Source organism: Olsenella phocaeensis (assembly GCF_900120385.1).
In the GTDB taxonomy this organism is placed as follows: domain Bacteria; phylum Actinomycetota; class Coriobacteriia; order Coriobacteriales; family Atopobiaceae; genus Olsenella_I; species Olsenella_I phocaeensis.
This window is the reverse complement of sequence record NZ_LT635494.1, coordinates 974,905-999,514: the sequence shown is the minus strand read 5'-3', so window position 1 is coordinate 999,514 and position 24,610 is coordinate 974,905. Positions and strand designations below refer to the sequence as shown.

At 67.8% G+C, this 24,610-nt stretch carries 19 protein-coding genes, 3 tRNA genes and 6 pseudogenes; 2 read left to right on the top strand and 26 right to left on the bottom strand.

Features of this window, described 5'->3' with window-relative positions:
- Positions 1-62: 62 nt before the first annotated feature.
- From BQ7388_RS04730 to BQ7388_RS04720, 3 genes are all read right to left on the bottom strand, one after another.
- Positions 63-617, bottom strand: a complete 555-nt coding sequence (locus tag BQ7388_RS04730; RefSeq protein WP_327196107.1) for a tRNA methyl transferase PRC-barrel domain-containing protein — start codon at positions 615-617, stop codon at positions 63-65.
- 56 nt (positions 618-673) lie between these two features.
- On the bottom strand, positions 674-1,423 hold the full coding sequence (locus BQ7388_RS04725; protein ID WP_456319927.1) for a cysteine desulfurase family protein: 750 nt from the start codon (positions 1,421-1,423) through the stop codon (positions 674-676).
- A gap of 143 nt (positions 1,424-1,566) precedes the next feature.
- On the bottom strand, positions 1,567-2,469 hold the full coding sequence (locus BQ7388_RS04720; protein WP_072499882.1) for a putative ABC transporter permease: 903 nt from the start codon (positions 2,467-2,469) through the stop codon (positions 1,567-1,569).
- Between the two features lie 264 nt (positions 2,470-2,733).
- Here BQ7388_RS04720 and BQ7388_RS04715 point away from each other — a divergent pair.
- Positions 2,734-2,809 (top strand) — tRNA-Gly (locus BQ7388_RS04715).
- Positions 2,810-2,848: 39 nt separating this feature from the next.
- A tRNA-Cys gene (locus tag BQ7388_RS04710) sits at positions 2,849-2,922 on the top strand.
- Positions 2,923-3,030: 108 nt separating this feature from the next.
- Here BQ7388_RS04710 and BQ7388_RS04705 read toward each other — a convergent pair.
- The 23 genes and pseudogenes from BQ7388_RS04705 to BQ7388_RS12925 all read right to left on the bottom strand — a co-directional run.
- A complete protein-coding gene (locus BQ7388_RS04705) occupies positions 3,031-3,762 on the bottom strand; it encodes an anti-sigma factor antagonist (protein ID WP_062529777.1) in 732 nt (243 codons plus the stop codon).
- 114 nt (positions 3,763-3,876) lie between these two features.
- The gene (locus BQ7388_RS12930) at positions 3,877-4,350 is read right to left on the bottom strand and encodes a PP2C family protein-serine/threonine phosphatase (protein WP_234946860.1); all 474 of its coding nucleotides are present in this window, start codon (positions 4,348-4,350) and stop codon (positions 3,877-3,879) included.
- Between the two features lie 583 nt (positions 4,351-4,933).
- Positions 4,934-5,024 (bottom strand) — tRNA-Leu (locus tag BQ7388_RS04695).
- 127 nt (positions 5,025-5,151) lie between these two features.
- Positions 5,152-6,933 carry an ABC transporter family substrate-binding protein gene (locus BQ7388_RS04690; protein WP_072499880.1) on the bottom strand — a complete coding sequence of 594 codons (1,782 nt, stop codon included), beginning with the start codon at positions 6,931-6,933 and terminating at the stop codon, positions 5,152-5,154.
- Between the two features lie 166 nt (positions 6,934-7,099).
- A complete protein-coding gene (gene pepF, locus BQ7388_RS04685; RefSeq protein ID WP_072499879.1) occupies positions 7,100-8,896 on the bottom strand; it encodes an oligoendopeptidase F in 1,797 nt (598 codons plus the stop codon).
- Between the two features lie 170 nt (positions 8,897-9,066).
- On the bottom strand, positions 9,067-11,109 hold the full coding sequence (locus tag BQ7388_RS04680; RefSeq protein WP_072499878.1) for a dipeptide ABC transporter ATP-binding protein: 2,043 nt from the start codon (positions 11,107-11,109) through the stop codon (positions 9,067-9,069).
- Between the two features lie 69 nt (positions 11,110-11,178).
- The gene (locus tag BQ7388_RS04675; protein ID WP_009277822.1) at positions 11,179-12,225 is read right to left on the bottom strand and encodes an ABC transporter permease; all 1,047 of its coding nucleotides are present in this window, start codon (positions 12,223-12,225) and stop codon (positions 11,179-11,181) included.
- Positions 12,226-12,235: 10 nt separating this feature from the next.
- Positions 12,236-13,228, bottom strand: coding sequence for an ABC transporter permease (locus tag BQ7388_RS04670; protein ID WP_009277823.1), 993 nt, complete (start codon positions 13,226-13,228; stop codon positions 12,236-12,238).
- A 274-nt stretch (positions 13,229-13,502) separates the two neighbouring features.
- Complete coding sequence (gene secG, locus BQ7388_RS04665; RefSeq protein ID WP_009277824.1) at positions 13,503-13,751, bottom strand: preprotein translocase subunit SecG; 249 nt, start codon at positions 13,749-13,751, stop codon at positions 13,503-13,505.
- 214 nt (positions 13,752-13,965) lie between these two features.
- The gene (tpiA, locus tag BQ7388_RS04660) at positions 13,966-14,730 is read right to left on the bottom strand and encodes a triose-phosphate isomerase (protein WP_062529767.1); all 765 of its coding nucleotides are present in this window, start codon (positions 14,728-14,730) and stop codon (positions 13,966-13,968) included.
- Entirely contained in the window at positions 14,723-15,913 is a 1,191-nt protein-coding gene (locus BQ7388_RS04655) for a phosphoglycerate kinase (protein ID WP_072499877.1), read from the bottom strand. The genes tpiA and BQ7388_RS04655 overlap by 8 nt, the downstream gene beginning before the upstream one ends.
- A 109-nt stretch (positions 15,914-16,022) precedes the next feature.
- A complete protein-coding gene (gap, locus tag BQ7388_RS04650; RefSeq protein WP_009277827.1) occupies positions 16,023-17,048 on the bottom strand; it encodes a type I glyceraldehyde-3-phosphate dehydrogenase in 1,026 nt (341 codons plus the stop codon).
- 74 nt (positions 17,049-17,122) lie between these two features.
- Complete coding sequence (gene whiA / locus BQ7388_RS04645) at positions 17,123-17,584, bottom strand: DNA-binding protein WhiA (RefSeq protein ID WP_234946859.1); 462 nt, start codon at positions 17,582-17,584, stop codon at positions 17,123-17,125.
- A gap of 79 nt (positions 17,585-17,663) precedes the next feature.
- A complete protein-coding gene (gene rapZ / locus BQ7388_RS04640; protein WP_062529763.1) occupies positions 17,664-18,587 on the bottom strand; it encodes an RNase adapter RapZ in 924 nt (307 codons plus the stop codon).
- A 2-nt stretch (positions 18,588-18,589) separates the two neighbouring features.
- A complete protein-coding gene (locus BQ7388_RS04635) occupies positions 18,590-18,940 on the bottom strand; it encodes a tRNA-binding protein (RefSeq protein ID WP_072499876.1) in 351 nt (116 codons plus the stop codon).
- 485 nt (positions 18,941-19,425) lie between these two features.
- A pseudogene (locus tag BQ7388_RS04625) lies at positions 19,426-19,950 on the bottom strand (dihydrodipicolinate synthase family protein); the annotation flags it as partial.
- Position 19,951: 1 nt separating this feature from the next.
- Positions 19,952-20,441: pseudogene (locus BQ7388_RS04620) on the bottom strand (N-acetylmannosamine-6-phosphate 2-epimerase); the annotation flags it as partial.
- 14 nt (positions 20,442-20,455) lie between these two features.
- Positions 20,456-21,199 (bottom strand): annotated as a pseudogene (locus BQ7388_RS04615) (dihydrodipicolinate synthase family protein); the annotation flags it as partial.
- 120 nt (positions 21,200-21,319) lie between these two features.
- Positions 21,320-22,135 (bottom strand): ABC transporter ATP-binding protein, encoded by an 816-nt coding sequence (locus BQ7388_RS04610; RefSeq protein ID WP_009277834.1) that lies wholly within the window; start codon positions 22,133-22,135, stop codon positions 21,320-21,322.
- A pseudogene (locus tag BQ7388_RS04605) lies at positions 22,136-23,110 on the bottom strand (ABC transporter ATP-binding protein); the annotation flags it as partial. It lies immediately after the preceding gene.
- Positions 23,098-23,421, bottom strand: a pseudogene (locus BQ7388_RS04600) (dihydrodipicolinate synthase family protein); the annotation flags it as partial. The pseudogenes BQ7388_RS04605 and BQ7388_RS04600, both read right to left, overlap by 13 nt.
- Before the next feature lie 120 nt (positions 23,422-23,541).
- On the bottom strand, positions 23,542-24,357 hold the full coding sequence (locus BQ7388_RS04595) for an ABC transporter ATP-binding protein (RefSeq protein WP_009277834.1): 816 nt from the start codon (positions 24,355-24,357) through the stop codon (positions 23,542-23,544).
- Positions 24,358-24,610: pseudogene (locus tag BQ7388_RS12925) on the bottom strand (ABC transporter); the annotation flags it as partial. It abuts the gene before it with no gap.

Sequence of the window (24,610 nt, the reverse complement as noted above, 5' to 3'; positions counted from 1 at the left end):
GCGGGAGCCATGACCGCGACGGGACATGACGGCCGAGAGACGCGCGCGTACGCCGCCCCCTCCTAAGCCCAGCCCGGCACGCCCTCCGGACCGCGGACGACCACGCCGCCCCCCAGGCACTCCAGCCCGTCGTACACGACGGCGCTCTGTCCGGGCGCGACCGTGCGCCGCGGCTCGTCGAACTCGACCGTGGCCCAAGGAAGCCCGTGCACCACGTCGGGCTCGCGGGGCGTGACCAGCGCCTCGACCAGCTCGCCCGTGTGGCGGGTACGCAGCAGGTAGCGGCCAGCTCGAGGCGGGAGTCCCGCAATCCAGCGCACGTCAGAGAGCTCCAGGCCCCGGCACCAGAGCCCGGGGCAGTCCAGGCTTGCGCTGACGTAGACGACGTTCCTCTCCACGTCCGTGGACACCACGTAGCGGGCAGGCCCCCCGCCCAGGTCGAGCCCGCGACGCTGCCCCACAGTGAAGAGGAAGGCCCCGTCATGGCGGCCCAGGACCCGGCCCGTCTCCCATTCCACGACGTCTCCCGCGCGGCGTTCCAGCGTGTCCAGGAGGAAGCTGCGGATGCCCACCTCGCCCACGAAGCAGATGCCGTCGGAGTCCGGCTTGGCCTCCACGCCCAGGCCCCGCTCGGCGCAGGCGGCACGTACCTCCGCCTTGCTGGCATAGCCGCCTATGGGGAAGAGCGTGTGCGCGAGAACCTCNCCGCCTCCTCCCGGCGCAGGGCCTCCGCGAGCTCCAACGCCCGCGCGAAGCCTACGATGCCGGCGACGTTCTCCGTCCCGGAGCGCACGCCGCGCTCCTGCCCGCCCCCCAGCACCAGCGGGCGCAGGCGCACGCGGTCGGAGCACCAGAGCAGGCCCACCTGCTTGGGGCCATAGATCTTCGCCGCCGACACGGTGACCATGTCCGCCTCGAGGGACGAGACGTTCACGGCCAGCTGACCCGTCGCCTGGGAGGCGTCCACGTGCAGCAGGAGCTGGCGCGGCTCCCCCGCCTCGAGCCTGCGCCGGCGCTCCGCCGCGACCAGCCGTGCGAGCTCGCGCACGGGCTGGACGCAGCCCACCTCGCCGTTTGCCAGCTCGAGGCTCACGAGCTCGGTCTGGGACGTGATGGCGGCGGCCATGGCATGGGCGTCCACGCGCCCGTCCGCGGCGACCCCCACCAGCGTGTGGGGACGGCCCTCGGCGACGCGCAGGACGCTCTGGTGCTCGATTGCGTCGGTGACCACGTGCCCGTCCGTCGCGGCGAAGGCCAGGTTGTTGGCCTCGGTGGCCCCCGAGGTCAGGGTGATGCCATCTGCACGGGCGCCTAGCGCCAGCGCCAGGCGGCGACGGGCGTCCTCGACGTCGGCACGCACCCGACGCGCGGCGGCGTAGGGCGACGAGGGGTTGTGGAAGCGCTCGGTGAGGTAGGGCAGCATCGCCTCGAGGGCGCGCGGGTCGAGGGGCGTGGCGGCCGCGTAGTCCAGGTAGGCCTCGCGAGGGGTGGCGTCAACCCTCGCGCCGTACGTCGTGGGTGGCGCGGACGAGCGCCCCTCTCCCCCGTTCCCGCCTGCCGAGGCCGTCACAGCTCCCTCCCCACCACGAGGTTCTGGAAGCGGTTCGACATGAACTCGTCCGTGTAGTGGGTGTCCACCCAGGCCTCGAAGGCGTTGACGGGAGGGATGCCGGCGTCCCTCTCGGCCCTCCTCTGGAAGCACGCCACGGTCATGAGGATGTCCAGGGCCAGGTAGGCAGCGAGGAGCACCACGAAGACGACCTGCCGTCGCGTCGTGGGGCTGCCGATGCGGTACAGGGCCTCGGGCATGATGAGCTTGGCCCACACCAGACCGAGGAGCCCCCAGGCGACGAGGAAGCGCCAGGCGACCCATTGGGTGATGTGGTCGGGCAGGTGGGCGTAGGTCCAGGACTCTGCGCTGAACAGGGTCTGCATGCCCCAGCCGGTCAGCTGCTCGAGCGCGCCTCCCAGGGCCAGGGAGGCGAGGAAGACCTGCCAGTCGCGCGCGCCCCTCTCCCGCAGGCCAAAGCTCACGAGGGTGAGCAGCACGGCGCCGAATCCGTACAAAGGCGAGAACGGCCCCCATACCAGCCCCACGCGGCTCTGGGTGAGCCCGGCCGTGATGAGCATCCAAAGCTCCTCGAGGACGAGGCCTGCCATGGAGCCGATCACGAAAACGATCACCACCTGGTACCAGCCCACATGCAGGTCGGCCAGGAAGAGCTCGCGGTCCATGAGCTGGGCGGCGATGACCTCTGCCTGCTGGGCGCGCGTGAGTCGCTCGACGCCAACGGCCGCGTTCTCGGCCTCTATGTCGGCCCGGACGGCGTCCTGGTTGATGCGGCGCATGTCCACGGCGCCATCCAGCCGTCGGCCTCGGCCGAGCCACAGGAGGAACCACCTGACGAGACGGGCGATGCCACGCACGACCAGGAGGATGACGAGCAGGAGGAGGATGTTGAGAAGCATGCGGCTCCGTCTTCTGGGATGGACGTGGGTCGGGTTGGGACGGCGGCGAGTGGAAGTAGGTCCGGCGGATCGGGAGCGACCAGTCGGCCCGGGGGCCGGTTGCCTGGCGCCCTGACCGTCCATCGAGCATAGCGCAGCGAGGCGGCTTGGTCTGCTTCAAAAGTTTTTATCCACGTCTAGCTGCGCGTTTAAGGCTGAAGGGAAGTTTTTCGAAATTCGGGCTTGCATAGCCCGTTGCCGTCACGTATATTATTCCTCGCGTTCGCGGGCTTGGCGCAGTTGGTAGCGCGCCACCTTGCCAAGGTGGAGGTCGCGGGTTCGAACCCCGTAGCCCGCTCCATGCGAACATCGGGCCGGTTTCGATCGGCCTTTTTCATACGGCGAGATGGCCAAGTGGTAAGGCAGAGGCCTGCAAAGCCTTTATCCCCGGTTCGAATCCGGGTCTCGCCTCCAACGAACGCAAGAGGGCGGCTGCTTCGGCGGTCGCCCTCTTCTTTGGGCTGGCACCCCCCGAGCCCGGGCGTTCTTTTCTCGCCTTCTTTGGCGGCAGATNGGTCGCCCCTATCCCAGCAGCTTCACAATGCGCACCACGGTCCCGCGCCCGGAGGGCTTTCGCGCGATGGTCACCGCGTCCGCCAGGAGGCGCATCAGCCGGATCCCCCGGCCCCTCTCGCCCGAATCAGAGACCTCGGGAAGCTCGCTCCCGGGCTCCAGCTCGTAGCCGCAGCCGCAGTCGGTCACCTCGATGACGGCACGGTCCGGGTAGCGGGCCACCGTCACCAGGGCGCAGTGGCCGTCTGTGTGGTCGACCGCGTTGCCCATGGCCTCCCCCACCGCCAGAGCGAGGTCGAAGGAGGCATCGGCCGCAAGCCCCAGGCGCGCGAGCATCTTTTCCACGCGGCGGCGCGACCCCGCGAGGTCCGTCGGGTCGATGGAGAGCGTCGAGCGCCACTCGGGCAGCACGCCGGGGTCGAGCTCCTGCACCCGTGGCCGCTCGCCGCAGCCCGAGACGGGCGCGAAGTCCACCAGGCGCGCGATGCGCAGGGAGCGCAGGACGCGGTCGCTGGCGTTGGTGATGGAAACGAGGCCCCCCGCGCACCTCATGCGCCGAACCGCGCGGAAGATCAGCGCCATGCCCGCGGAGTCCACGAAGCTCATGCCCGCGAGGTTGAGCACGATGCGCCGGCAGCCGCCGTCGATGAGGGCGTCCAGCGTGCGCCGCACCTCGTCGACCGAGCTCACGTCGAGGTCGTGGTCCACGGGCACGAGGGCTATGTTGGGATGCTCTTCCATGTGGCTCTTTTGCCCAAAATGCGCAGGCGCAAACGCGGGCAGGCAAGGGAATCCCCCGCCCTTCGCCGTACGGGCAAGGGAACCCCACCTCCGCCGAGAGAGGCGCGCCGAGCCCTACGCATCCTCCCTGCGAACCCCGTCGAAGCGCAGCGACACCATGGCGACGTCGTCATCCAGGTGGCGCTCGGTGAACGCGTCCAGCCGGGCGAGGAGGCGGTCCAGGACGCCCTCGAACCCCCGGGGGAACTCGCTCATCACCGCGTCGCGCAGCCCGTCCTCTCCGAAGAAGGAGCCGTCCAGCGCACGCGCCTCGGTGGTGCCGTCGGTGTAGAGCAGGAGCATGTCGCCCGGCTCCAGCCGGACGGTGCCGTTGCGATAGCGCATCTCGTGGAAGGCGCCCACCACGCCGGACTGCACGTCCAGGGTCTCCACCTGGCTCGTGGCGGACCGCACGAGGATCGCGGGAGGGTGGCCCGCGGAACAGTACGTGAGCGTCCACGCCGCAAGGTCCGTGACGCCCACGAAGAGCGTGGCGAAGGTCTCGAGCCGCGAGAAGCCCAGCAGGAAGTCGTTGAGCAGCCTCACCATGCGCGCGGGGGGGAGGCCCTGCCACGAGTAGGCNGCGACAGCTCCCCCACCAGGCGCTCGTGCTCGCCCCTGGCGGCCTGCGCCGAATCGGCCTGGCGCGCCACGAGGAGGTAGGTGTCCCCGGCGGAGGGGAGGCGCATGCAGCGAATCGCCAGGTCGGCGGAGTAGCCATCGGGGCGCAGGCACAGCACCGACCCCGCGCTCCCGTCCAGGGCGAAGGGCAGGTCCGTGGGCGAGAAGGGCGTCCTGGGCGCCGCCCCCACCGCCGGCGGGAAGAGGGAGCGGACGTCCTGCCCCACGAGCCCGTCGGGCGCGTGCGAGAGGAGCCTCTCTGCCCGCTCGTTGGCGAGGAGGACCCTGCCCAGGCCGTCGAAGGCGAGGACGGCGTCGCTCGTGAGCGAGAGGAGGGCGGCCAGCGCCCCGTTGACGCTGCCCTGGCCGATGCCGTCCACGCGACGCACCAACTCGCCTCTCGCCATCTTCCGCCCCCCAAAGCCACGCGCCTCGATCGGCGCCAACCAAGGCCACACAGAGGAAGCATACATAAGAAGAGAGGCCCACCGAAGGGGCCTCTCGCATTCTCTGGTGTCGGAGGCGGGACTTGAACCCGCACGACCTTTTAGTCAGTCACTAGCACCTCAAGCTAGCGCGTCTGCCAATTCCGCCACTCCGACATGGCTTGCTGCGTCGCAGCAAAGAGTACTATAGCATCCGCCTTTGCCCCGTGGCAACAACTTTTTTGCCTGGGCTGAGGTCAAGGGAACCCCAACCCAGAGGCATCGGCGGATGCCGTCTTGGACGCTACTCCTTGGCCCAGCCGACGTTCTCGGCGACGATGTCCTTCAGAAGCGCGGGACCCCAGTTGGCAAGGCCGGCCTTGCAGGCGATGGCGTCTGCGCCAGCGAACAGGGGGATGAAGGCGTAGGACTTCAGGGCCTCCTTCTCGGCCGCGTTGAAGGCCTTCATCTGTTCGGCGTGGTCGGCGATGCCGGTGACCGCGAGGAACTTGGCGTCGAGCTCGGCGTTGCCGCAGTGGGTGAAGTTCGAGGAGCTCTGGGAGCCGAAGATCTGGCCGCCGTTGTTGTAGGAGGCGGAGCTCGAGGACCAGCCGAAGAGGATGGTGTCCCACTCGCCGCCCGTGAGGGTCTTGGAGAACTCGGAGGAGGGCTTGTTGTCGATGGTCAGGTTCATGCCGGCGTCCTTGGCCATCTTCTGGATGGCTGCGGCACGGTTCTTGACCACGTTGGAGTCACCGATGGCGGTGAAGGAGAAGGTCACCTGCTTGCCGTCCTTGGCGTAGTAGCCGTCGGAGCCCATCTCGTAGCCAGTGGCCTCGAGGGTCTTCTTGGCGGCCTCGGCCTGGGCCTCGGCGGTGGTGTTGGCGGCAACGTCCTCGGGCAGGTTGTTCTCGTAGCCATCCATCCAGGGGGCGATCACCAGCGAGCCCATGCGGTCTTCCTTCCAGTTGACTCCCTGGTAGACGATGCCGACGATGGTCTCGGTGTTGATGCACTGCATGAAGGCCTTGCGCACGGCCTCGTCCTTCAGGCCCTCGCGGGTGGAGTTGACCTCGATGACGGCGATGGACTTGGAGTCAGCACGACGGATCTCGGTGTTCTCCATGCCCACGAAGTTGGAGAGCATCTCGCCGGTGCCGGAGGCGCCCAGCTCGGTGGCGTCGATCTCGCCGTTCTTGAAGGCGTTGAACATCGCCTGGGACTCCATCTGCTTGAAGGTGACGGTCTCCAGCTTGGCCTCGTCGCCCCACCACTTCTCGTTGCGCTTGAAGGTGATCTGGGTCTCGTCGGAGCTGTCGACGACGAAGGGACCGGCCGCCCACTCGTTGTGCGGGTTGTTCACCCAGCCGTTGTTGAAGGCGTCGACCGTCGCCGCGGAGGGGTGCAGGACCCTCTGGAAGAGGTTCTGCCAGGGGTAGTACGGCTGGGAGAAGGTGATGACGGCCTGCTTGTCCGTCTCGCCCTTGACCACGCTCTCGACCTGGACGAAGCCGTCGGTCGAGGAGGGGGTGTAGTTCTCGTCGGCGCCGCTGCAGCACTTCCAGACGGCCTCGATGGAGCGCCAGTCGATGGGCGTGCCGTCGTTGAAGTTCGCCTTGTCGGCAAGGGTGATGGTGGCAACCTGCTTGCCGTCCACCATGTCGGCCGACGCGGACGCGACGAAGTTGGGGTTGGGCGTGAACGCGGAGGCCGTGGCGTCCACCGTGAAGAGCGTGGGCATGTAGAAGTACCAGAACCAGTTGATGTAGACGGTGTTGCCGTTCACGCTGAAGTAGTTGAAGTCAGGGCCGACCTCGGTGACGGGGAGCACGAGGGTGCCGCCGTCCTTGACCTTGTCGCGGCTGAGCGGGTTGTCGTAGGTCTTGCCCTTCTCGGGCAGGGGCAGCTGGTCGATGGGAGTGGTTGCGGGCGAGCCGTTCTGGGGCTCGACGCCCGTGTCGGCGCCGGCGGAGCCGCTGCCGGAGTTGCCCGAACCGCCGCAGCCTGCAAGTCCGAGGCCGGCGAGAGCCGCAGCCGCACCGGCCATGCCCACGAACGAGCGACGCGAGACGATGTTAGAAATCATTTCTCCTCCAATTTCCTGCGCGACGTGCGCACGGCGAAATGCATGCACCCCGACGGATGCCTGTTCACATTTTATTTCAAAAAGATAAAAAAATCCCTGCCCGATTGTTACAAGCTTGTGTACTGGGACAAAGGGGCCGCGAGGTGACCCGCCCTGCGGCCCGTCGCTAGATCAGGCCATCCAGCTCGTCCACGACCTGGCCGAAGCGCACCAGCGCGTCGTCGACCGCCTTGCCGGAGGCCATGTCGACCCCCGCCCCGGCGAGCAGCTCCAGCGGGGGCTTCGAGCTGCCGCCCGCGAGGAAGCCCAGGTAGCGCTCGACCGCCGGCGCGCCATCGGCCAGGATCTTGTCCGAGAGCGCCACGGCCGCGGCGAAGCTCGTCGCGTAGACGTAGACGTAGTAGTCGTAGTAGAAGTGCGGGATGCGGGACCACTCCAGGGCGATGTCCTCGTCCGTCAGGACGGCGGGCCCGTAGTAGAGCTCGTTGAGGGCACGGTAGCGCCTGCTGTTGGCCTCCGCTCCGACCCCCTCCCCCGCCTGGGAGGCGTCGTTGGCGAGCATCTCGAACTCCGCGAACATGGTCTGACGGTAGAGCGTGCCCTTGAACTTGCCGCAGAGGTCGTCGAGGAGGTAGGCGCGCTCCGCGTCGTCTGCCGCATGGTCGAGCAGGTAGCGCATGAGGAGCATCTCGTTGGTGGTGGACGCCACCTCCGCCACGAACATCTCGTAGTCGGCGTAGCGCGTGGGCTGCGCCTTGCTGGCCAGGTAGGTGTGGAGCGAGTGTCCCATCTCGTGCACCAGGGTGAAGACGTCCTCCAGGGTGCCCATGAAGTTGAGGAGGATGAGGGGCGTGAGGCCGCGGCCACCGGAGGAGTAGGCACCGCTCGCCTTGCCCGGAGTCTCGTACACGTCGATCCAGCGCTCGTCTATGGCACGCCTCACCACGGCGAGGTAGTCCTCGCCCAGGGGCGCCAGGGCCTCGAGCATGAGGTCGCAGGCCTCCTCGAAGCTGTAGCGGCGCTCCGGCATCTTGACTATGGGCACGTAGACGTCCCAGTAGCGGGCCTGCTCGAGGCCCAGGGCACGGGCCCTCAGCGCCATGTAGCGGTGCATGGCGGGGGCGTTCCTGTGCACGGACTCGATGAGGGACTCATAGACGGCGCGGGGCACCTCGGTGGGGGCGAGGGAGGCATCTAGGGTGTTCTTGTAGCCACGGGCGGTGGCGAAGAACTCGAGCTGCTTCATCTGGGCGGCAAGGAGGGCCGCCGAGGTGTTGCGCACGCCACGATAGCTGCCGTAGACGCTCTTGTAGGCGTTCTCGCGCAGCGTGCGGTCGGGGCTGATCAGCGCCGTGCCGTAGCTGCCGTGCGTGATGGGGTGCGCCTCTCCCTTGGAGTCGAGCGCGTCGGCGAAGCGCAGGTCGGCGTCGTTCAGCATGGAGAAGCCGACCTCGGGGCTGGCGGCCATCTCCTGGGCCTTGGCCAAGAGCGCCTCGAGCTCGGGCGTGAGCACGTGCTTGGCGAGGGCTCGGATCTTGTCCAGCGCGCGGCGGTACGTCCCCAGGCCCTCGCACTCCTCGCACCACGCGTCCAGCGTGGCCTCGTCAAGCGAGAGGAGCGCCGGCTCGAACCAGGACTTCGCCGCGTCCACGCTTGCCATGAGCGAGCGCTGGCGGGCGAGCATGTCCTGGTAGCGCCCGACGCGGGTGTCCTCGTCGGCCTTGCGGGCGGCGTACTCGTAGAGGCGGGCCACCTTGATCGTGACCTCGTCCTCGAGGCGGAGGAAGGCGAGAAGCCCCTCCGCGCTCTCGAGCGCCCTGCCCTTCCATGACTCCAGCTCGGCGGGAAGCGCCCGCACCTCCTCGAACGCGGCGTCGGCCGCCTCGTCGCCCACGAAGAGCCCGCTGGTGTCCCAGGTGTACCTCTCGGGGACGTCCGCGCGGGACTTGTAGCTCTCTGCCATCTGATCCTCCGTTCGCGCAGCGCCTGCGCATTGGGATGGGCCGTTCGACCCCAACAACATAGCGCAGGGCGGCCCGCAGCGTCGCGGACCGCCCTGGGAATCCAGCAAGTGCGCCCCGACCCAAAGGCCTCCACAAGGGAGGCCTCGGAGGCGGAGGAGAGGCCTCTCCCCTACCCCTCCAGCGTGGGCAAGAGGCTCGAGGACGAGACGAGCTTCCCGTCCTGGTAGACCAGGCGCTCGCGGGAGCGCTCCACCTTGGGGTCGGGGATGGGGATGGCCGAGAGCAGGGCCTTGGTGTAGGGGTCCTGCGGGTTGGTGAAGACCTCCTCGGTATCGCCCTGCTCCACGATCTTGCCCAGGTGCATCACGGCGACGCTGTCGGAGATGTGGCGGATGACGGCAAGGTCGTGGGCGACGAAGAGGTACGAGATCTTGAGCTGCACCTGCAGGTCCTCGAGCAGGTTGATGATGCCGGCCTGGATCGAGACGTCCAGGGAGGCGATGGGCTCGTCGAGCAGGAGGATCTTGGGGCGCGTGGCCAGGGCGCGGGCGATGGCGATGCGCTGGCGCTGGCCGCCGGAGAACTGGCTGGGGAAGCGGTCGACGTAGTCCGGGTTGATGCCGACGAGGTGCATCAGCTCGCCGATGCGGGAGTTGATGTCCTTCGCGGACCACCTCTGCGCGCGCAGGGGCTCGGCCAGCACGTCGTAGATGGGCATGCGGGGGTCAAGCGAGCTCATGGGGTCCTGGAAGATGACCTGCAGGTCGCGCCTGAGCTCGCGCCTCTCGCGGTTGTTGCGCAGGGTCGCGATGTCGCGGCCCAGCACCTCGATGCTGCCGTGCTCGGGCCTCACGAGGTCCATGATCTGCATGAGGGTGGTGGACTTGCCGGAGCCTGACTCGCCCACCAACGCAAGCGTCTCGCCCTCGTGGATCTTGAAGCTCACGTGGTCGACCGCGCACATGGTGCCCCGGTCGCGGCGGATGAGGCCCTTGCCCTGGATCGGGAAGGTCTTCACCAGGTCCTTGACCTCGAGGACCACCGGGCGCTGGTCGCGGGGGACCTCCGCCCACTTTGCGGGCAGGGGCTCGAGCTCGGGGTAGACCTCCTGGAAGCTCAGGTGGCGCTCGCGGATCTCCGCGAGCTTGTGGCAGCTGACGAGGTGGCCCTCGGCGGCGTCGAAGGGCTCGAGGACGGGCTCGACCTCAAAGCATTTCCCGCTCGCCATCGGGCAGCGGGGGGAGAAGGGGCAGCCCTTGGGGATGGCGGCCAGCGAGGGCGGGTTGCCCTTGATGGGGACCAGGCGATGCTCGGCCGCCACGTGGGGCTTGGGCACGGCGCCCAAAAGGCCCATGGTGTAGGGCTGCGAGGGCTGGTCGAAGATGGTGTCGATGCTCGCGCGCTCGACGGCACGCCCGGCGTACATCACCAGGACGTCGTCTGCGGTACCGGCGATGACCCCCAGGTCGTGGGTGATCAGCACGACGGCGGCGCCCGTCTCGCGCTGGGCCACGGCCAGGACGTCCAGAATCTGGGCCTGGATGGTCACGTCGAGGGCCGTGGTGGGCTCGTCGGCGATGATCACGTCGGGGTCGTTGGCGATGGCGATGGCGATGACCACGCGCTGGCGCATGCCGCCCGAGAACTCGTGCGGGTAGGCGTCCAGGCGTTCCTCGGGATTGGTGATACCCACCATGCGCAGGAGCTCGACGCAGCGCGCGCGGAGCTCCTGCTTGCCCATCTGCGGATTGTGGATGAGGAGGGTCTCCTCGAGCTGCTCGCCGATGGTGAACATGGGCGTGAGGGCGCTCAGGGGGTCCTGGAAAATCATCGAGATGGACTTGCCGCGGAAGGCCGCCATCTGCTCGTCCGACTTGCCCACGAGCTCCTCGCCGTCGAACTTGACGGAGCCGCCCACCTTGGCGTTGTCGTCCAGGAGCCCGATGAGCGAGAGGGCGGTGACCGACTTGCCCGAGCCCGACTCGCCGACGATGCCCAAGGTGCGCCCGCGCCACAGGTCGAAGTTGACCCCGCGGACGGCGTCGACCCTGCCGGCCTCGGTGGCGAAGGAGACCTTGAGGTTGCGCACGCTCATGATGGGGTCGCCCTGGGGCGCGCCCTTGGGGCCGTTGCCCTCGAGGAGCTCGTAGCGAATCACGTCGTCCTGGGGAACCCACGTGCCCCTCGTGCTGTCGTTTGCCTTCTCGGCCATATCTCGCTCCGTAACGTGTCTTGGGGTTGGCGGACGGCACCCGGCGGGGCGCCGCGCCGCGTGCTGGCGTTAGTTGCCCGCGGGCTCCGGTGCCTCCTCCTGCTCGGCCTCGTCCTCGACGCTTCCCGCGGCGCGCGAGTACGGGTCGATGGCGTCGCGCAGGCCGTCGCCGATGAGCTGCATGCTCACGCAGAGCACGATCAGCACGGCGGAGGGGATGAGGACGATCCAGGGGGCCGAGAGCATTGCGGAGGAGCCCTGGCTCAGCAGGTAGCCCAGCGAGGTGTCGGGGGCCTTGATGCCCAGGCCCAGAAAGCTGTAGGCGGTCTCGGAGTTGATGCCGCCTATCACGCCCAGCACGGTGTCCAGGATGAGGATGGAGCCCAGGTTGGGGATGAGGTGGCGCACGATGGTCTTGAAGGGGGACACGCCCATGTACTTGGCGGCGCGCACGTAGTCGCGCTCGCGCAGCGAGAGGGCCATGGTGCGCAGGGTTCGGGCGTAGCCGATCCAGCCGAAGGCGGTGAGGCCCACGATGAGCGTGACCCAGCCCTGGGTGCCGCTGGCGGCGCGGACGACCATGGCTACGAGGAGGAAGCTCGGGATGATGAGCAGCATGTCCAGGAACCACATGCCGATCTTCTCGGGGACGCCGCGCACGTAGGCGATGGAGGTTCCCACCACGGCCGCGATGACGGTGGTGAGCACCGAGTAGATGACGCCGATGACGAGGGAGCGGCCCAGGCCGTGCACCACGCAGGCGAAGAGGTCGAAGCCGCCGCCGTCGGTGCCAAACCAGTGCGTGGCGTTGGGCGGCACGTTGAGGGAGGTGAAGTCCGGGTCGGTGTAGGTGAAGGGGGTGACGTGGGGACCGAAGATGGCCATCAGCACCAGCAGGACGAGGATCACCAGCCCCACCATGGCGCTGCGCTGGCGCACGAAGCGCCTGCCGATGAGCGAGAGGTAGCCTATGCGCTTGACCTCGCCGCCGGAGCCGCCCATCTTGTCGGCGAGGAGCTCGAGCTCGGCGTTGGTGAGCTGCCTGCCCTCCCCGTCGCCGGCCTGCCGTGCGTCGCCCTCCGCCTGGGGAGCGTCCTGCCTGATTTCGTCTGACATCGCGCTCTCCTTAGCTCATCTTGATGCGGGGGTCGAGCGCGGCGGCGAAGAGGTCCGCCAGGAGCGCGCCCACGAGCGTGCAGGCCCCGCTGAACGCCGCGACGGCCACGGCGCCATGGATGTTGTTGTTGTTGATGCAGTTGATGAAGTACTCGCCCAGGCCGTGGATGGCAAAGATCTTCTCGGTCATGACGGCGCCCGTGAAGATGCCGGCGATGGAGAAGGCCACCGAGACGGCCGTGGGGATGAGCGAGGCGCGCAGGGCGTGCTTGCGGATGGCCTGCTTCTTGGTGAGGCCCTTCGCGCGGGCGGTGCGCACGTAGTCGGCGTGCATCTCGTCCAGGAGGTAGGTGCGCTGGCCCAGGTGGTAGCCCACGGAGCTGATGATGGTGAGCACCACGGTGGGCAGCAGGATGTGCTGGAGGAAGTCGAGGAAGGTCATGAGGGGATTGCCGCCCTCGTAGCTGGAGAGGCCCGTCACGTAGAAGAGGCGCGACCCCGCCGCCTGGTTTATCTCGATGGCCGCGAACACGATGAGGATGGCCAGGACGACGGTGGGGATGACCATGAAGAGCGAGGCCATGCCGCCCAGGAAGCGGTCCTGCCACTGGTACTGCCGCTGGGCGGTGTACACGCCCAGGCTCACGCCCACCACGATGGAGATGATGGTGGCGAGCGACATCAGCTCCACAGAGGCGCCGATGCGCGAGGACATCTCCTCGTTCACCGAGACGCCGGTGGGCGTCTGACCCCAGTCCCACCTGGTGACGATGCCGCCCAGCCACCTCTGGTAGCGCTGGAGGATGGGGGTCTTGTCGTTGAGGTTGGTGGCGTCGAGCGACGCCTCAATGGACTCCTGCGGTGGCCTGGGAGTGCGGGACTCGTAGTTGGATCGCGGGCTCATGAAGGCCGATGCCAGGAAGTACGTGAGCGAGGTCGCCACGAAGATCATGACTATGTAGCTCGCCACACGCTTGGCTATGTACCCGACGAATCGCGCCATGGACGCTCCTCACTTCGCTTCGCGCGCCCCGGGGGCGCACGAGGACGCGACGGCGATGCGACCACGTCCCTCTTCTGCAGAATGCGCTTCCGTGGCGGCACGTCCGCCCAGCCAGAGGCGCAAGCAGCATGCCTTCGCGTCGGGCCTCGGGTGGGCCGGGAGCCAGGGCACGCAAGAACACAACGTGCAAAATCCTACCACGGCACGAGACGCGGCAGAGATAACGGCCCGTCCACGCGCCCAGGGGCGGAAGACGGGCCGTGCGCGCAAGAGTCTAGATGGTGCCCAGCGGGAAGGTCAACGCCATGACGCAGACGGTGACACCGAAGACGACCGCGGTGATGACGGTGAGGCGGTCGAGGTTCTTCTCCCAGACCCCCGAGCCGGCGGCCGAGTTGTACATGGAGGAGGCGATCATGTCCGAGACCCCGGTCCCTTTCCCGGAGTGCATGAGGATGAGGATGACCGTCAGGACGGCCGAGAGTGCCAGGATGACCAGAAGGATGGTGTTCAGAACGCCCACGAAGTGCTCCTTTTTATGTGCCCACGGATGGCGCAACTACATTGATTGGTTAGCTTACCACATGAGTCAAGGCCGTTACCAACTGCCATAGAATCGACGGCAGCCCCAAGCCTGCCGACGCTCGCCCCACGCGCGTCGGTCCCACCCACAAAAAATGGGCCCCGACACCTCCGTGCCGGGGCCCAGGCCTTCTTGGGCGAGAGGGACCGTCCCCCTACATGGCCGCCTTGACCATGGCGGCGAAGGAGTCCGCCTTGAGGGACGCTCCACCGACGAGCGCGCCGTCCACGTCCTCCTTCTCGAGGAAGCCGGCCACGTTCTCGGGCTTGGCGGAGCCGCCGTAGAGCACGCGGATGCCGTCGGCCACCTCCTGGCCGAAGACCTCGGCCAAAGTCTTGCGGATGGCGCCACAGACCTCCTGGGCGTCGTCGGCCGTGGCGGTCTTGCCGGTGCCGATGGCCCAGATGGGCTCGTAGGCGACGACGTACTTCGAAGGATCGTCGATGACGAGGCCCTCGGTGTCCTTCCTGATCTGGTCCACGACGAACTCGACGTGCTTGCCCGCCTCGCGGACCTCGAGGGACTCGCCGCAGCAGCTGATGGGCACGATGCCATGGGCCATCAGGGCCTTGGCCTTCTTGTTAATGTCCTCGTCGGTCTCGCCGAAGTAGCCGCGACGCTCGGAGTGGCCGATGATGCAGTAGGTCGCGCCGATGTCGGTCAACATCGAGGGAGCGGTCTCTCCGGTGTAGGCGCCAGACTCCTCGAAGTAGGCGTTCTGAGCGCCAAGCGAGAAGGGCGCGCTCTCCTGCTCGATGACGGTTGCGACGCCCTTGAGGTCGACCGTCGGGGGGCAGACGACGACGTCGACGTCTCCCGTGCCGCCCTCGAGCTCGCGGGCCAGGCCCTGAGCCAGGACGACGCCCTCGGAGTAGCTCTTGTTCATCTTCCAGTTGCCGGCGATCATCCTGTTACGCATCGAGAAGCGCCTCCACTCCGGGAAGGGCCTTGCCCTCGACGAGCTCCATGGAGGCGCCGCCGCCAGTGGAGATCCAGCTCATCTTGTCGGCCAGGCCAAACTTGTTGATTGCCGCGACGGAGTCACCGCCGCCGATGATGGACGTGCAGTCGGAGTCCGCGATGGCACGGGCGACGGCCTCGGTGCCCTTGGCGAACTGGTCCATCTCGAAGACGCCCATGGGGCCGTTCCAGAAGACGGTCTTGGCGGCCTTGACGGCCTCGCAGTAGAGTTCGACGGTCTTGGGCCCGATGTCCATGCCCATGCGGTCGTCGGGAATCTTGTCGGAGTCGACGACCTCGCCCGTGGCGTCCTCGCCGAAGTGGTCGGCGACCACGTTGTCGACGGGAAGCAGGATCTTGCAGCCCTTGGCCTCGGCCTTCTTCAGCATCTCGCCCGCGCGCTCGATCCAGTCCTCCTCCTTGAGGGAGGTGCCCACGCTGTAGCCCTTGGCCAGGAAGAAGGTGTAGGCCATGCCGCCGCCGATGATGAGGGTGTCGGCGGAGTCGATGAGGTGGTCGAGGACGCCGATCTTGCTGGAGACCTTGGAGCCGCCCACGATGGCGACGAAGGGGCACTCGGGCTCGGCGAAGATCGAGGTCAGGGTGTCGACCTCCTTCTCGAGCAGGAAGCCGGCGACGGCGGGGATGAACTCGGCCGGGCCGACGACGGAGCCCTGGGCGCGGTGGGCGGTGCCGAAGGCGTCGAGGACGAAGATGTCGCCATAGGAGGCGAGCTTCTTGGCGACCTCGGGGTCGTTCTTCTTCTCGGCCTTGAGGAAGCGGACGTTCTCGAGGACCAGGATGTCACCGGGCTTGACCTCGGCGACGGCGGCGGCCGCCTTCTCGCCGTAGGTGTCGTCCACGAACTTGACCTCGTATCCGGTGAGTTCGGCGAGCTTGTCTGCGGCAGGCTTCAGCGAGAGCTCGGGCTCGGGACCGTCACCCTTGGGACGTCCGAGGTGGCTCATGAGGACGATGCCGGCGTTGTGCTCCTTGAGGTACTTGATGGTGGGGATGGCGGCGCGGACGCGCGTGTCATCGGTGACGACGCCATCCTTCAGGGGGACGTTGAAGTCGACGCGCATGATGACGCGCTTGCCGTCGACGTCCACGTCACGGACGGTCTTCTTGGTAAAAGCCATGCTCACTCCTTCTGCTGCGGCGATCGATGCGACTCCGTGCAAGAAAGGGGCGCGGCTGCGACCCGTGGGCCAGCGGCCGCGCCCCTGCAGAACCGAGGGTGCCTAGTGGCTAGGCAACGAACTTCTCGAAGTACTTGATGGTGCGGACCATCTGAGAGGTGTAGGAGTTCTCGTTGTCGTACCAAGAGGTGACCTGGACGAGGCTCTGGCCGTTGCCGAGGTCCTGGACCATGGTCTGGGTGGCGTCGAAGATCGAGCCGTGGGTCTCGCCGACGATGTCGCGGGAGACGATCTCGTCCTCGTTGTAGCCGAAGGTCTCGGGGATGGTCTCGGCGTAGGCCTTCATGGCAGCGTTGACCTCGTCGACGGTGACCTTCTTGTCAACGACGGCATAGAGGTTGGTGAGGGAGCCGGTCGGCGTCGGGACGCGCTGGGCGGCACCGATGAGCTTGCCGTTGAGCTCGGGGAGCACCAGGCCGATGGCCTTGGCGGCGCCGGTGGAGTTGGGGACGATGTTCTCGGAGGCCGCGCGGGAGCGACGCTTGTTGCCCTTGCGCTGGGGGCCGTCGAGGACCATCTGGTCGCCGGTGAAGGCGTGGATGGTGGTCATGATGCCGCTGACGATGGGGGCGAAGTCGTTCAGGCCCTTGGCCATGGGGGCGAGGCAGTTGGTGGTGCAGGAGGCGGCGGAGATGATGTTGTCGTCGGCGGTCAGCTGCTCGTGGTTGACGTTGAAGACGATGGTGGGCAGGTCGTTGCCGGCGGGGGCGGAGATGACGACCTTCTTGGCGCCCGCGTTGATGTGGGCCTGCGCCTTGGCCTTGGAGGTGTAGAAGCCGGTGCACTCGAGGACGACGTCGACGCCGAGCTCGCCCCAAGGCAGGTTGTTGGCGTCCGCCTCCTTGTAGATGGTGATCTTCTTGCCATCGACGATGATGGCATCCTCGGTGGACTCGACCTTGTGGTCACGGGCGTAGTTGCCCTGGGTGGAATCGTACTTCAGGAGGTACGCGAGCATATCGGGCGAGGTGAGGTCGTTGATGGCGACGATCTCGGAGCCCTCGTGGCCAAACATCTGGCGGAACGCGAGGCGACCGATACGTCCGAAGCCGTTGATAGCAACCTTGACTGCCATGCTTTCTCCTTTCGCGAGGCCAACCGAGGCCGTTCCTCGGGAGTGGCCAACACACTTACAAGCACGCCCCTATTTTACCCACAAAACTGCAACTCGGTCGNCCTGGGGTCCGCGATGAAGCCCCCGGCCATGAAGGCCCCGCGCACGAAGGCGCGCCTGCAGTGGTCCGAGCGCAGGAGCTGCCAGGGGATGCCCGGCGCGAGGCCGCGGCCCGGCAGGAGGATGCCCAGGCGGACGAGGTCGGCCTCGAGCTCGCGCTGCTCGGGGATCTCTATGAGGTAGTTGCGGGCCTTGTGCAGGTTGGAGCGGCGCACGGTGAGAGGCGTCTCGAGGTCGAAGAGCTCGTGGGTGAGCTTGATCATGGTGCGCGCCACGGCGCCGGTCTCGGTCGAGACGCGGATCGAGTAGCGCCCCGGACCCCTGAAGGAGAGCGTGCCGCAGATGCGCGTTATGGCCGAGAGCTGGGCGTAGGCGCAGAGCGGGCACTCCCCCTCCACGCGCGACAGCTCGTCCTTCACCTGCGCGGTGAACGACATGTCCCATCACCCCCGCAGGCGAGAGTGGCCACGCGCGCGGGCTGCGACCGACCCCCGTGCCGCACCGTCGCGAGGCCCATCAGGGCCTCCGGTTGGCGAGGGGGAGGTCGCGGTGCGAAAGCGAGACGCGGTAGCCCTGCCCCGTGAGGTAGGCTGCAGTCGCGTTGGCGATGGCCACGGAACGATGCTGGCCGCCCGTGCAGCCCACGGCGATGGAGAGCTGGGTCTTGCCCTCGGCCACGTAGCCCGGCATCGCCACGTCCAGGAGGCGCTTCCAGGCGACCATGAAGTCCGCCGTCACCTTGTTCTGCATGACGAAGTCGGTGACCAGGGCGTCGTTGCCGGTGAGCTCGCGCATGGCGGGGTCGTAGAAGGGGTTGGGCAGGAAGCGCACGTCGATCATGAGGTCGGCCTCGGCGGGGAGCCCGTGCTTGAAGCCGAAGCTGAAGACGCTCACGTCCAGGAGCTGCTGCTCGTCGAGCTCCGAGAATGCGTGCCTGATGCGGCTGCGCAGGGCGTTCGTGCGCAGGCGGCTCGTGTCGATGACCAGGTCGGACTCGTCGCGGATGGGCGCGAGCGCGGCGCGCTCGCGGGCTATGGCGGCAACGGTCGTCTCGCCCTCCTGGGCGATGGGGTGACGGCGACGGGTCTCGTCGTAGCGGCGCAGCAGCACCTCGTCCGAGCAGTCGAGGAAGAGGGTCTTGACGCTGAGCTCGTGGTCACGGAGCTGCGCCAGCGCGTCGGTGACCTCGTCGAAGAGCCCCTGGCTCCTGAGGTCGCAGGTGACGGCCAGGTGACGGCCGGTGTTGGCGTTGATCCCCACCACGCGGGCGAGGTCGAGGATGAGGCGGGGAGGCAGGTTGTCTATGCAGTAGTAGCCCATGTCCTCGAAGACGTGCAGGGCCTGGGTGCGGCCGCTGCCCGACATCCCGGTTATCACGACGATGTCGGGAACGCGGTCGGCGGCGGCCGCCTCCCTCATGCGCTGGCTGCTGCTGGGCATGGCTAGCAGAGCCTCGTGCCCGCGGGGACGTCCCGCTCGAGCGTGGCGAGCACCGAGGGGATCCCGTCCTCGTAGCCGATGTCCAGGAGCATGCCCTCGCTCACCATGCCCGCCATCTTGCGCGGGGCCATGTTGACGAGGAAGAGCGTCTTGGTCCCCTCGATGGCCTTGCAGTCCTCGCGCTCCTCCCTCATCCCCGTGAGGATGGTGCGCTTGAAGTCACCGAAGTCGACGTGGAGGGCAACGAGCTTCTTGGAGCCCCTGACGTCCTCGACGCGCTCGATCAGACCCACGCGGACGTCGAGCTTGTCCCAGTCGTCGATGGTCACGTTTGGCTTGGCTGCGGCTCCCATGGACCCTCCCTCTACGGGGTGCGGGCGGGGTCCTCCCCCGCCCGCGCTGCGGACTCACCTGATTGTACGGCTAGACGTCCCACGCGAACGAACCGTTTGCGACGCGCGCCCAGGGCAGGCCAGACCCCTGCCTGGCTCGCGCCAGCAGGAGGTCAGCTGCGGACCCNGACGCCCGCGCTCGAGACGCCGATGCCGTCCAGCCCGCCGACCGCCGCCTCCGCGACGCGACGGGCGGATTCGATGGCGTTCCCGAGCACCCTCTGCCCACCGAGCTTGGCCTCGGTGGGAACCTTGCCATAGTGCTCGATGAGGGGCGCCTCGCCCGCGCGGAGCGTCACGAGGGCCGAGGCGATCTTGGTGCCTCCGATGTCGAGCGCGATGACGCGCTTGGCCTCTGCTGCCATGGGACTCCTTCCTGGGGTGCGGGCGCGCCGTCGTCGCAAGCGCGCCCGGGCTTGCGTCTTCGGGCGAGAGCCGCCTCTCGCCTAGGCCTCGAGGAGGCCACAGCTCACGAGCACCGAGCGGATGGCCTCGACGTTGGTGCCCTCGAGCGCCTTGACCGGGCGGGGCATCTGGTTGGACTCGTACACGCCCATGAGCATGAGGGCGGTCTTGAAGGCGCCCACGCCGCCGCCGAAGCCCTGGACGCCGGTGGTGACGTCGAAGATGTGGCTGAGCTCGTTGAGCTTGTCCTGCTCGGCCTTGACCGTCGCCCAGTCCCCCGCCTCGGCGGCCTTCCACATGCGCACGTAGCCGTGGGGCTCGACGTTGGCGAGGCCGGGGACGGAGCCGTCCGCGCCCGAGAGGTAGGCGCCGTCGACGACAATCTCATGGCCGGTGAGGAGGCTCAGGGGGTGACCCAGCCTCTCGTTCTCCTGGCAGAGGTAGCGGAACGAGATGTCGTTGCCCGAGGAGTCCTTGACGCCCGCGAGCACGCCCTCGGCGCCCAGCTTGGCCAGGAGCTTCCAGGGGAGCTTGGTGTGGACGCAGACGGGGATGTCGTAGGCGAAGANATGGTGGTATCGATGGCGGCCTTGTTGTGCGAGAGGGTCGTGGACACGAGGTCACAGCCGACGGCCACCGCGTTGCGTATGTCGTCGATGGTCATGCAGTCGGCCATGACGAGGGTCTCGCACTGGGCGCGAAGGTCCGCCACCGTCTGGGCGAAGGTCCTCCCGTCGGGACGGGGCCGATCGGTGGCGTCTATGGCGACGACGTCCGCGCCGGCGTTGACGCAGGCGACGGCATGGCGCAGGGTCGGCGTGATGTATACGCCCTCGTGCCCCTCCTTCCAGAGGCCGATGACGGGCACCTGGACCCTGCCCTTGATGGCGGCGATGTCAGAGAGGCCCTGGCAGCGGATGGCGGCGGCGCCACCCTGCTCGCAGGCCTCCGCCATCTGGGCCATGGTCTCGGGATGCCGCAGGGGCTCCCCGGGATAGGCCTGGACGCTCACGACGAGCCTTCCCTTGAGCGACTGGACCAGGGGCGAGACTTCCATTTCTACCTCCANATGTGGCTGAGCTCGTTGAGCTTGTCCTGCTCGGCCTTGACCGTCGCCCAGTCCCCCGCCTCGGCGGCCTTCCACATGCGCACGTAGCCGTGGGGCTCGACGTTGGCGAGGCCGGGGACGGAGCCGTCCGCGCCCGAGAGGTAGGCGCCGTCGACGACAATCTCATGGCCGGTGAGGAGGCTCAGGGGGTGACCCAGCCTCTCGTTCTCCTGGCAGAGGTAGCGGAACGAGATGTCGTTGCCCGAGGAGTCCTTGACGCCCGCGAGCACGCCCTCGGCGCCCAGCTTGGCCAGGAGCTTCCAGGGGAGCTTGGTGTGGACGCAGACGGGGATGTCGTAGGCGAAGACGGGCAGGTCGAGCTCCTCGTGGAGGATGCGGAAGTGCTCCTCCACGTCTGCCATGCCGCCCAGCGCGTAGAAGGGGGCGGTGGCCACGAGGGCGTCGGCGCCCAGCTCCTGGGCGCGCCGCCCGTGCTCGATCACGCGCTCGGTCTCGGTGTCGATGATGCCCACCAGGACGGGCACGCGGTGGTCGACGATGCGCACCGCCTCGCGCACGACCTCGTCGCGCCTCTCGTCGGTGGAGAAGACCACCTCTCCCGAGGAGCCCAGGAAGAAGAGGCCGTCCACGCCCGCGTCGATCATGCGGTCGATGGAGCGCTCGAAGGAGGCTACGTCCAGCCTGCGGTCCTCGGTGTCGGGGACGACGACGGGCGGCACGACGCCGCGGATCTTGAAGTCTGACATGTGGCTACCCTTTTCTCTCTGCCTGCCCGGAAGCCCGGGCACGATGGCACATCTTAGTCCTCTGCGACGCGCATGAGAGACGCGCCCCGCCCGGCACGCGGCCAGACGGGGCGCTCGCTGCTAGCGACCTATCTTGGGATGCAAGAGCGACGGTGCCGCCCCGAGGAGCGTCTTGGTGTACTCGTCCTGGGGGTCGTTGAACACCTGCTGCGCCGGACCCTGCTCCATGATCTGCCCGTGGTTCATGACGATGATTCGGTCGGAGATGTAGCGGACCGTCTGGATGTCGTGGCTGATGAAGATCATCGAGAGCCCCAGCTCGCTCTTGAGGTCGGTGAGCAGGTTGAGGATCTGGGCGCGCACGGACACGTCGAGGGCGGAGGTGGGCTCGTCGGCGATGATCGCCGAGGGGTTGAGCGACATGGCGCGGGCGATGGCGACGCGCTGGCGCTGCCCGCCCGAGAGCTGACCCGGCAGGGCGCGCAGCGCGCTCTTGGGCAGGCCCACGAGCTCCACGAGCTCGTTGATGCGCCTCTCCTGGTCGGCGGACGCCCCCACCTTGTGCACCAGCAGCGGGTCCTGCAGCTGGTCGCGGACGACCATGCGCGGGTTGAGGGCCGTGGCGGGGTCCTGGAAGACGACCGAGACGACGCGGCCTATCTTCTTGCGCAGGTCCGCCGTGCGCTTCGTGACGTCCGTCCCCTGGAAGTAGACGTGGCCGGAGGTCGGCGACTGCAGGCCGCACATGACGTTGGCCGTGGTGGACTTGCCGCAGCCCGACTCGCCCACGATTCCTATGGTCTCGCCCGGCATGAGCTTGATGGTCACGCCCTGGACCGCATGGACCAGGTTGGGGTGGAGGATGGATCCCGTGCGGGTGCGGAAGGTAACGGAGATGTCATCGAGGAAGATGATGGGTTCCTTCTGGTCGGCCACCTACCTCACCTCCTTGAGGGTGTCTAGATAGGGAACGAGCCCGTTCTGCCTCAGGTAGTCGTCGGGCAGCTCCGAGAAGCGGTGGTTGGCGCATCCCGGCAGGCTCTTGATGACGGGGTGCACGTCCAGGCCCAGCGTGGGATGGCTGGAGCGCGGGGCGAAGCGGTCGCCGCGCGGGAAGTCCTCGGGCGAGGGGACCGAGCCGGGCACCTGGTGCAGGCGGCTCCCGTCACGGGCGCCCTCCTCGATGGAGAGGACCGACCCCAGGAGCCCGCGGGTGTACTCGTGGACGGGGTTGCAGAGCAGCTCCTTGGTCGGCGCCTGCTCGATGACCTGGCCGGCGTACATGACGGTGATCTCGGACGCCACCTCGGCCACCAGGGCGAGGTCGTGGCTCACGAAGACCATGGCGAAGCCCAGCTTTGCCTGGAGGTCGTTCAGGAGCTTGATGACCTGCTTCTGGACGGTGACGTCCAGGGCCGTGGTGGGCTCGTCGCAGATGACCAGCGACGGGTCGCGGGTGAGCGCCATGGCGATGAGCACGCGCTGGCGCTGACCGCCCGACAGTTCGTGCGGGTAGGACTCGAGGGTGCGCTTGGGATCGAGGCCTACGAGCTCGAGCAGCTCCTCCGCGGAGCGGGTCCCGCCTCGGTCGGTGAGCTGCTTCATCTGCGTCGAGATGAGCATGGAGGGGTTCAGGGACGAGAGCGCGTCCTGGTAGACCATGGCGATCTCGGTGCCCAGGAGCTTGCGATGCTCCTCGGAGCTGAGCTTGAGCAGGTCCTGGCCCTTGTAGATGAGCTGGCCCGTGACCGTCTCCTTGGGGTCCACGAGGTTCATGATCGTCTTGGTGGTGATGGACTTGCCGCAGCCCGACTCGCCCACCAGGGCCATGCACTGGCCGGGGCGCACGTCGAAGCTGACGTGGTCCACGACCTGGACGTCACCGTGCGAGAGGAAGCTGATGCAGAGGTCNGGGCGTCGGCGCCCAGCTCCTGGGCGCGCCGCCCGTGCTCGATCACGCGCTCGGTCTCGGTGTCGATGATGCCCACCAGGACGGGCACGCGGTGGTCGACGATGCGCACCGCCTCGCGCACGACCTCGTCGCGCCTCTCGTCGGTGGAGAAGACCACCTCTCCCGAGGAGCCCAGGAAGAAGAGGCCGTCCACGCCCGCGTCGATCATGCGGTCGATGGAGCGCTCGAAGGAGGCTACGTCCAGCCTGCGGTCCTCGGTGTCGGGGACGACGACGGGCGGCACGACGCCGCGGATCTTGAAGTCTGACATGTGGCTACCCTTTTCTCTCTGCCTGCCCGGAAGCCCGGGCACGATGGCACATCTTAGTCCTCTGCGACGCGCATGAGAGACGCGCCCCGCCCGGCACGCGGCCAGACGGGGCGCTCGCTGCTAGCGACCTATCTTGGGATGCAAGAGCGACGGTGCCGCCCCGAGGAGCGTCTTGGTGTACTCGTCCTGGGGGTCGTTGAACACCTGCTGCGCCGGACCCTGCTCCATGATCTGCCCGTGGTTCATGACGATGATTCGGTCGGAGATGTAGCGGACCGTCTGGATGTCGTGGCTGATGAAGATCATCGAGAGCCCCAGCTCGCTCTTGAGGTCGGTGAGCAGGTTGAGGATCTGGGCGCGCACGGACACGTCGAGGGCGGAGGTGGGCTCGTCGGCGATGATCGCCGAGGGGTTGAGCGACATGGCGCGGGCGATGGCGACGCGCTGGCGCTGCCCGCCCGAGAGCTGACCCGGCAGGGCGCGCAGCGCGCTCTTGGGCAGGCCCACGAGCTCCACGAGCTCGTTGATGCGCCTCTCCTGGTCGGCGGACGCCCCCACCTTGTGCACCAGCAGCGGGTCCTGCAGCTGGTCGCGGACGACCATGCGCGGGTTGAGGGCCGTGGCGGGGTCCTGGAAGACGACCGAGACGACGCGGCCTATCTTCTTGCGCAGGTCCGCCGTGCGCTTCGTGACGTCCGTCCCCTGGAAGTAGACGTGGCCGGAGGTCGGCGACTGCAGGCCGCACATGACGTTGGCCGTGGTGGACTTGCCGCAGCCCGACTCGCCCACGATTCCTATGGTCTCGCCCGGCATGAGCTTGATGGTCACGCCCTGGACCGCATGGACCAGGTTGGGGTGGAGGATGGATCCCGTGCGGGTGCGGAAGGTAACGGAGATGTCATCGAGGAAGATGATGGGTTCCTTCTGGTCGGCCACCTACCTCACCTCCTTGAGGGTGTCTAGATAGGGAACGAGCCCGTTCTGCCTCAGGTAGTCGTCGGGCAGCTCCGAGAAGCGGTGGTTGGCGCATCCCGGCAGGCTCTTGATGACGGGGTGCACGTCCAGGCCCAGCGTGGGATGGCTGGAGCGCGGGGCGAAGCGGTCGCCGCGCGGGAAGTCCTCGGGCGAGGGGACCGAGCCGGGCACCTGGTGCAGGCGGCTCCCGTCACGGGCGCCCTCCTCGATGGAG

Coding starts and splice junctions, on each gene's coding strand:
- BQ7388_RS04635 (WP_072499876.1), bottom strand. CDS start 18,940: ATGGGAGCCGCAGCCAAGCCAAACGTGACCATCGACGACTGGGACAAG.
- gap (WP_009277827.1), bottom strand. CDS start 17,048: ATGGCAGTCAAGGTTGCTATCAACGGCTTCGGACGTATCGGTCGCCTC.
- pepF (WP_072499879.1), bottom strand. CDS start 8,896: ATGGCAGAGAGCTACAAGTCCCGCGCGGACGTCCCCGAGAGGTACACC.
- BQ7388_RS04690 (WP_072499880.1), bottom strand. CDS start 6,933: ATGATTTCTAACATCGTCTCGCGTCGCTCGTTCGTGGGCATGGCCGGT.
- BQ7388_RS04655 (WP_072499877.1), bottom strand. CDS start 15,913: ATGGCTTTTACCAAGAAGACCGTCCGTGACGTGGACGTCGACGGCAAG.
- BQ7388_RS12930 (WP_234946860.1), bottom strand. CDS start 4,350: ATGGTGAGGCTGCTCAACGACTTCCTGCTGGGCTTCTCGCGGCTCGAG.
- BQ7388_RS04720 (WP_072499882.1), bottom strand. CDS start 2,469: ATGCTTCTCAACATCCTCCTCCTGCTCGTCATCCTCCTGGTCGTGCGT.
- tpiA (WP_062529767.1), bottom strand. CDS start 14,730: ATGCGTAACAGGATGATCGCCGGCAACTGGAAGATGAACAAGAGCTAC.
- BQ7388_RS04705 (WP_062529777.1), bottom strand. CDS start 3,762: ATGGAAGAGCATCCCAACATAGCCCTCGTGCCCGTGGACCACGACCTC.
- BQ7388_RS04675 (WP_009277822.1), bottom strand. CDS start 12,225: ATGTCAGACGAAATCAGGCAGGACGCTCCCCAGGCGGAGGGCGACGCA.
- BQ7388_RS04670 (WP_009277823.1), bottom strand. CDS start 13,228: ATGGCGCGATTCGTCGGGTACATAGCCAAGCGTGTGGCGAGCTACATA.
- BQ7388_RS04680 (WP_072499878.1), bottom strand. CDS start 11,109: ATGGCCGAGAAGGCAAACGACAGCACGAGGGGCACGTGGGTTCCCCAG.
- rapZ (WP_062529763.1), bottom strand. CDS start 18,587: ATGCCCAGCAGCAGCCAGCGCATGAGGGAGGCGGCCGCCGCCGACCGC.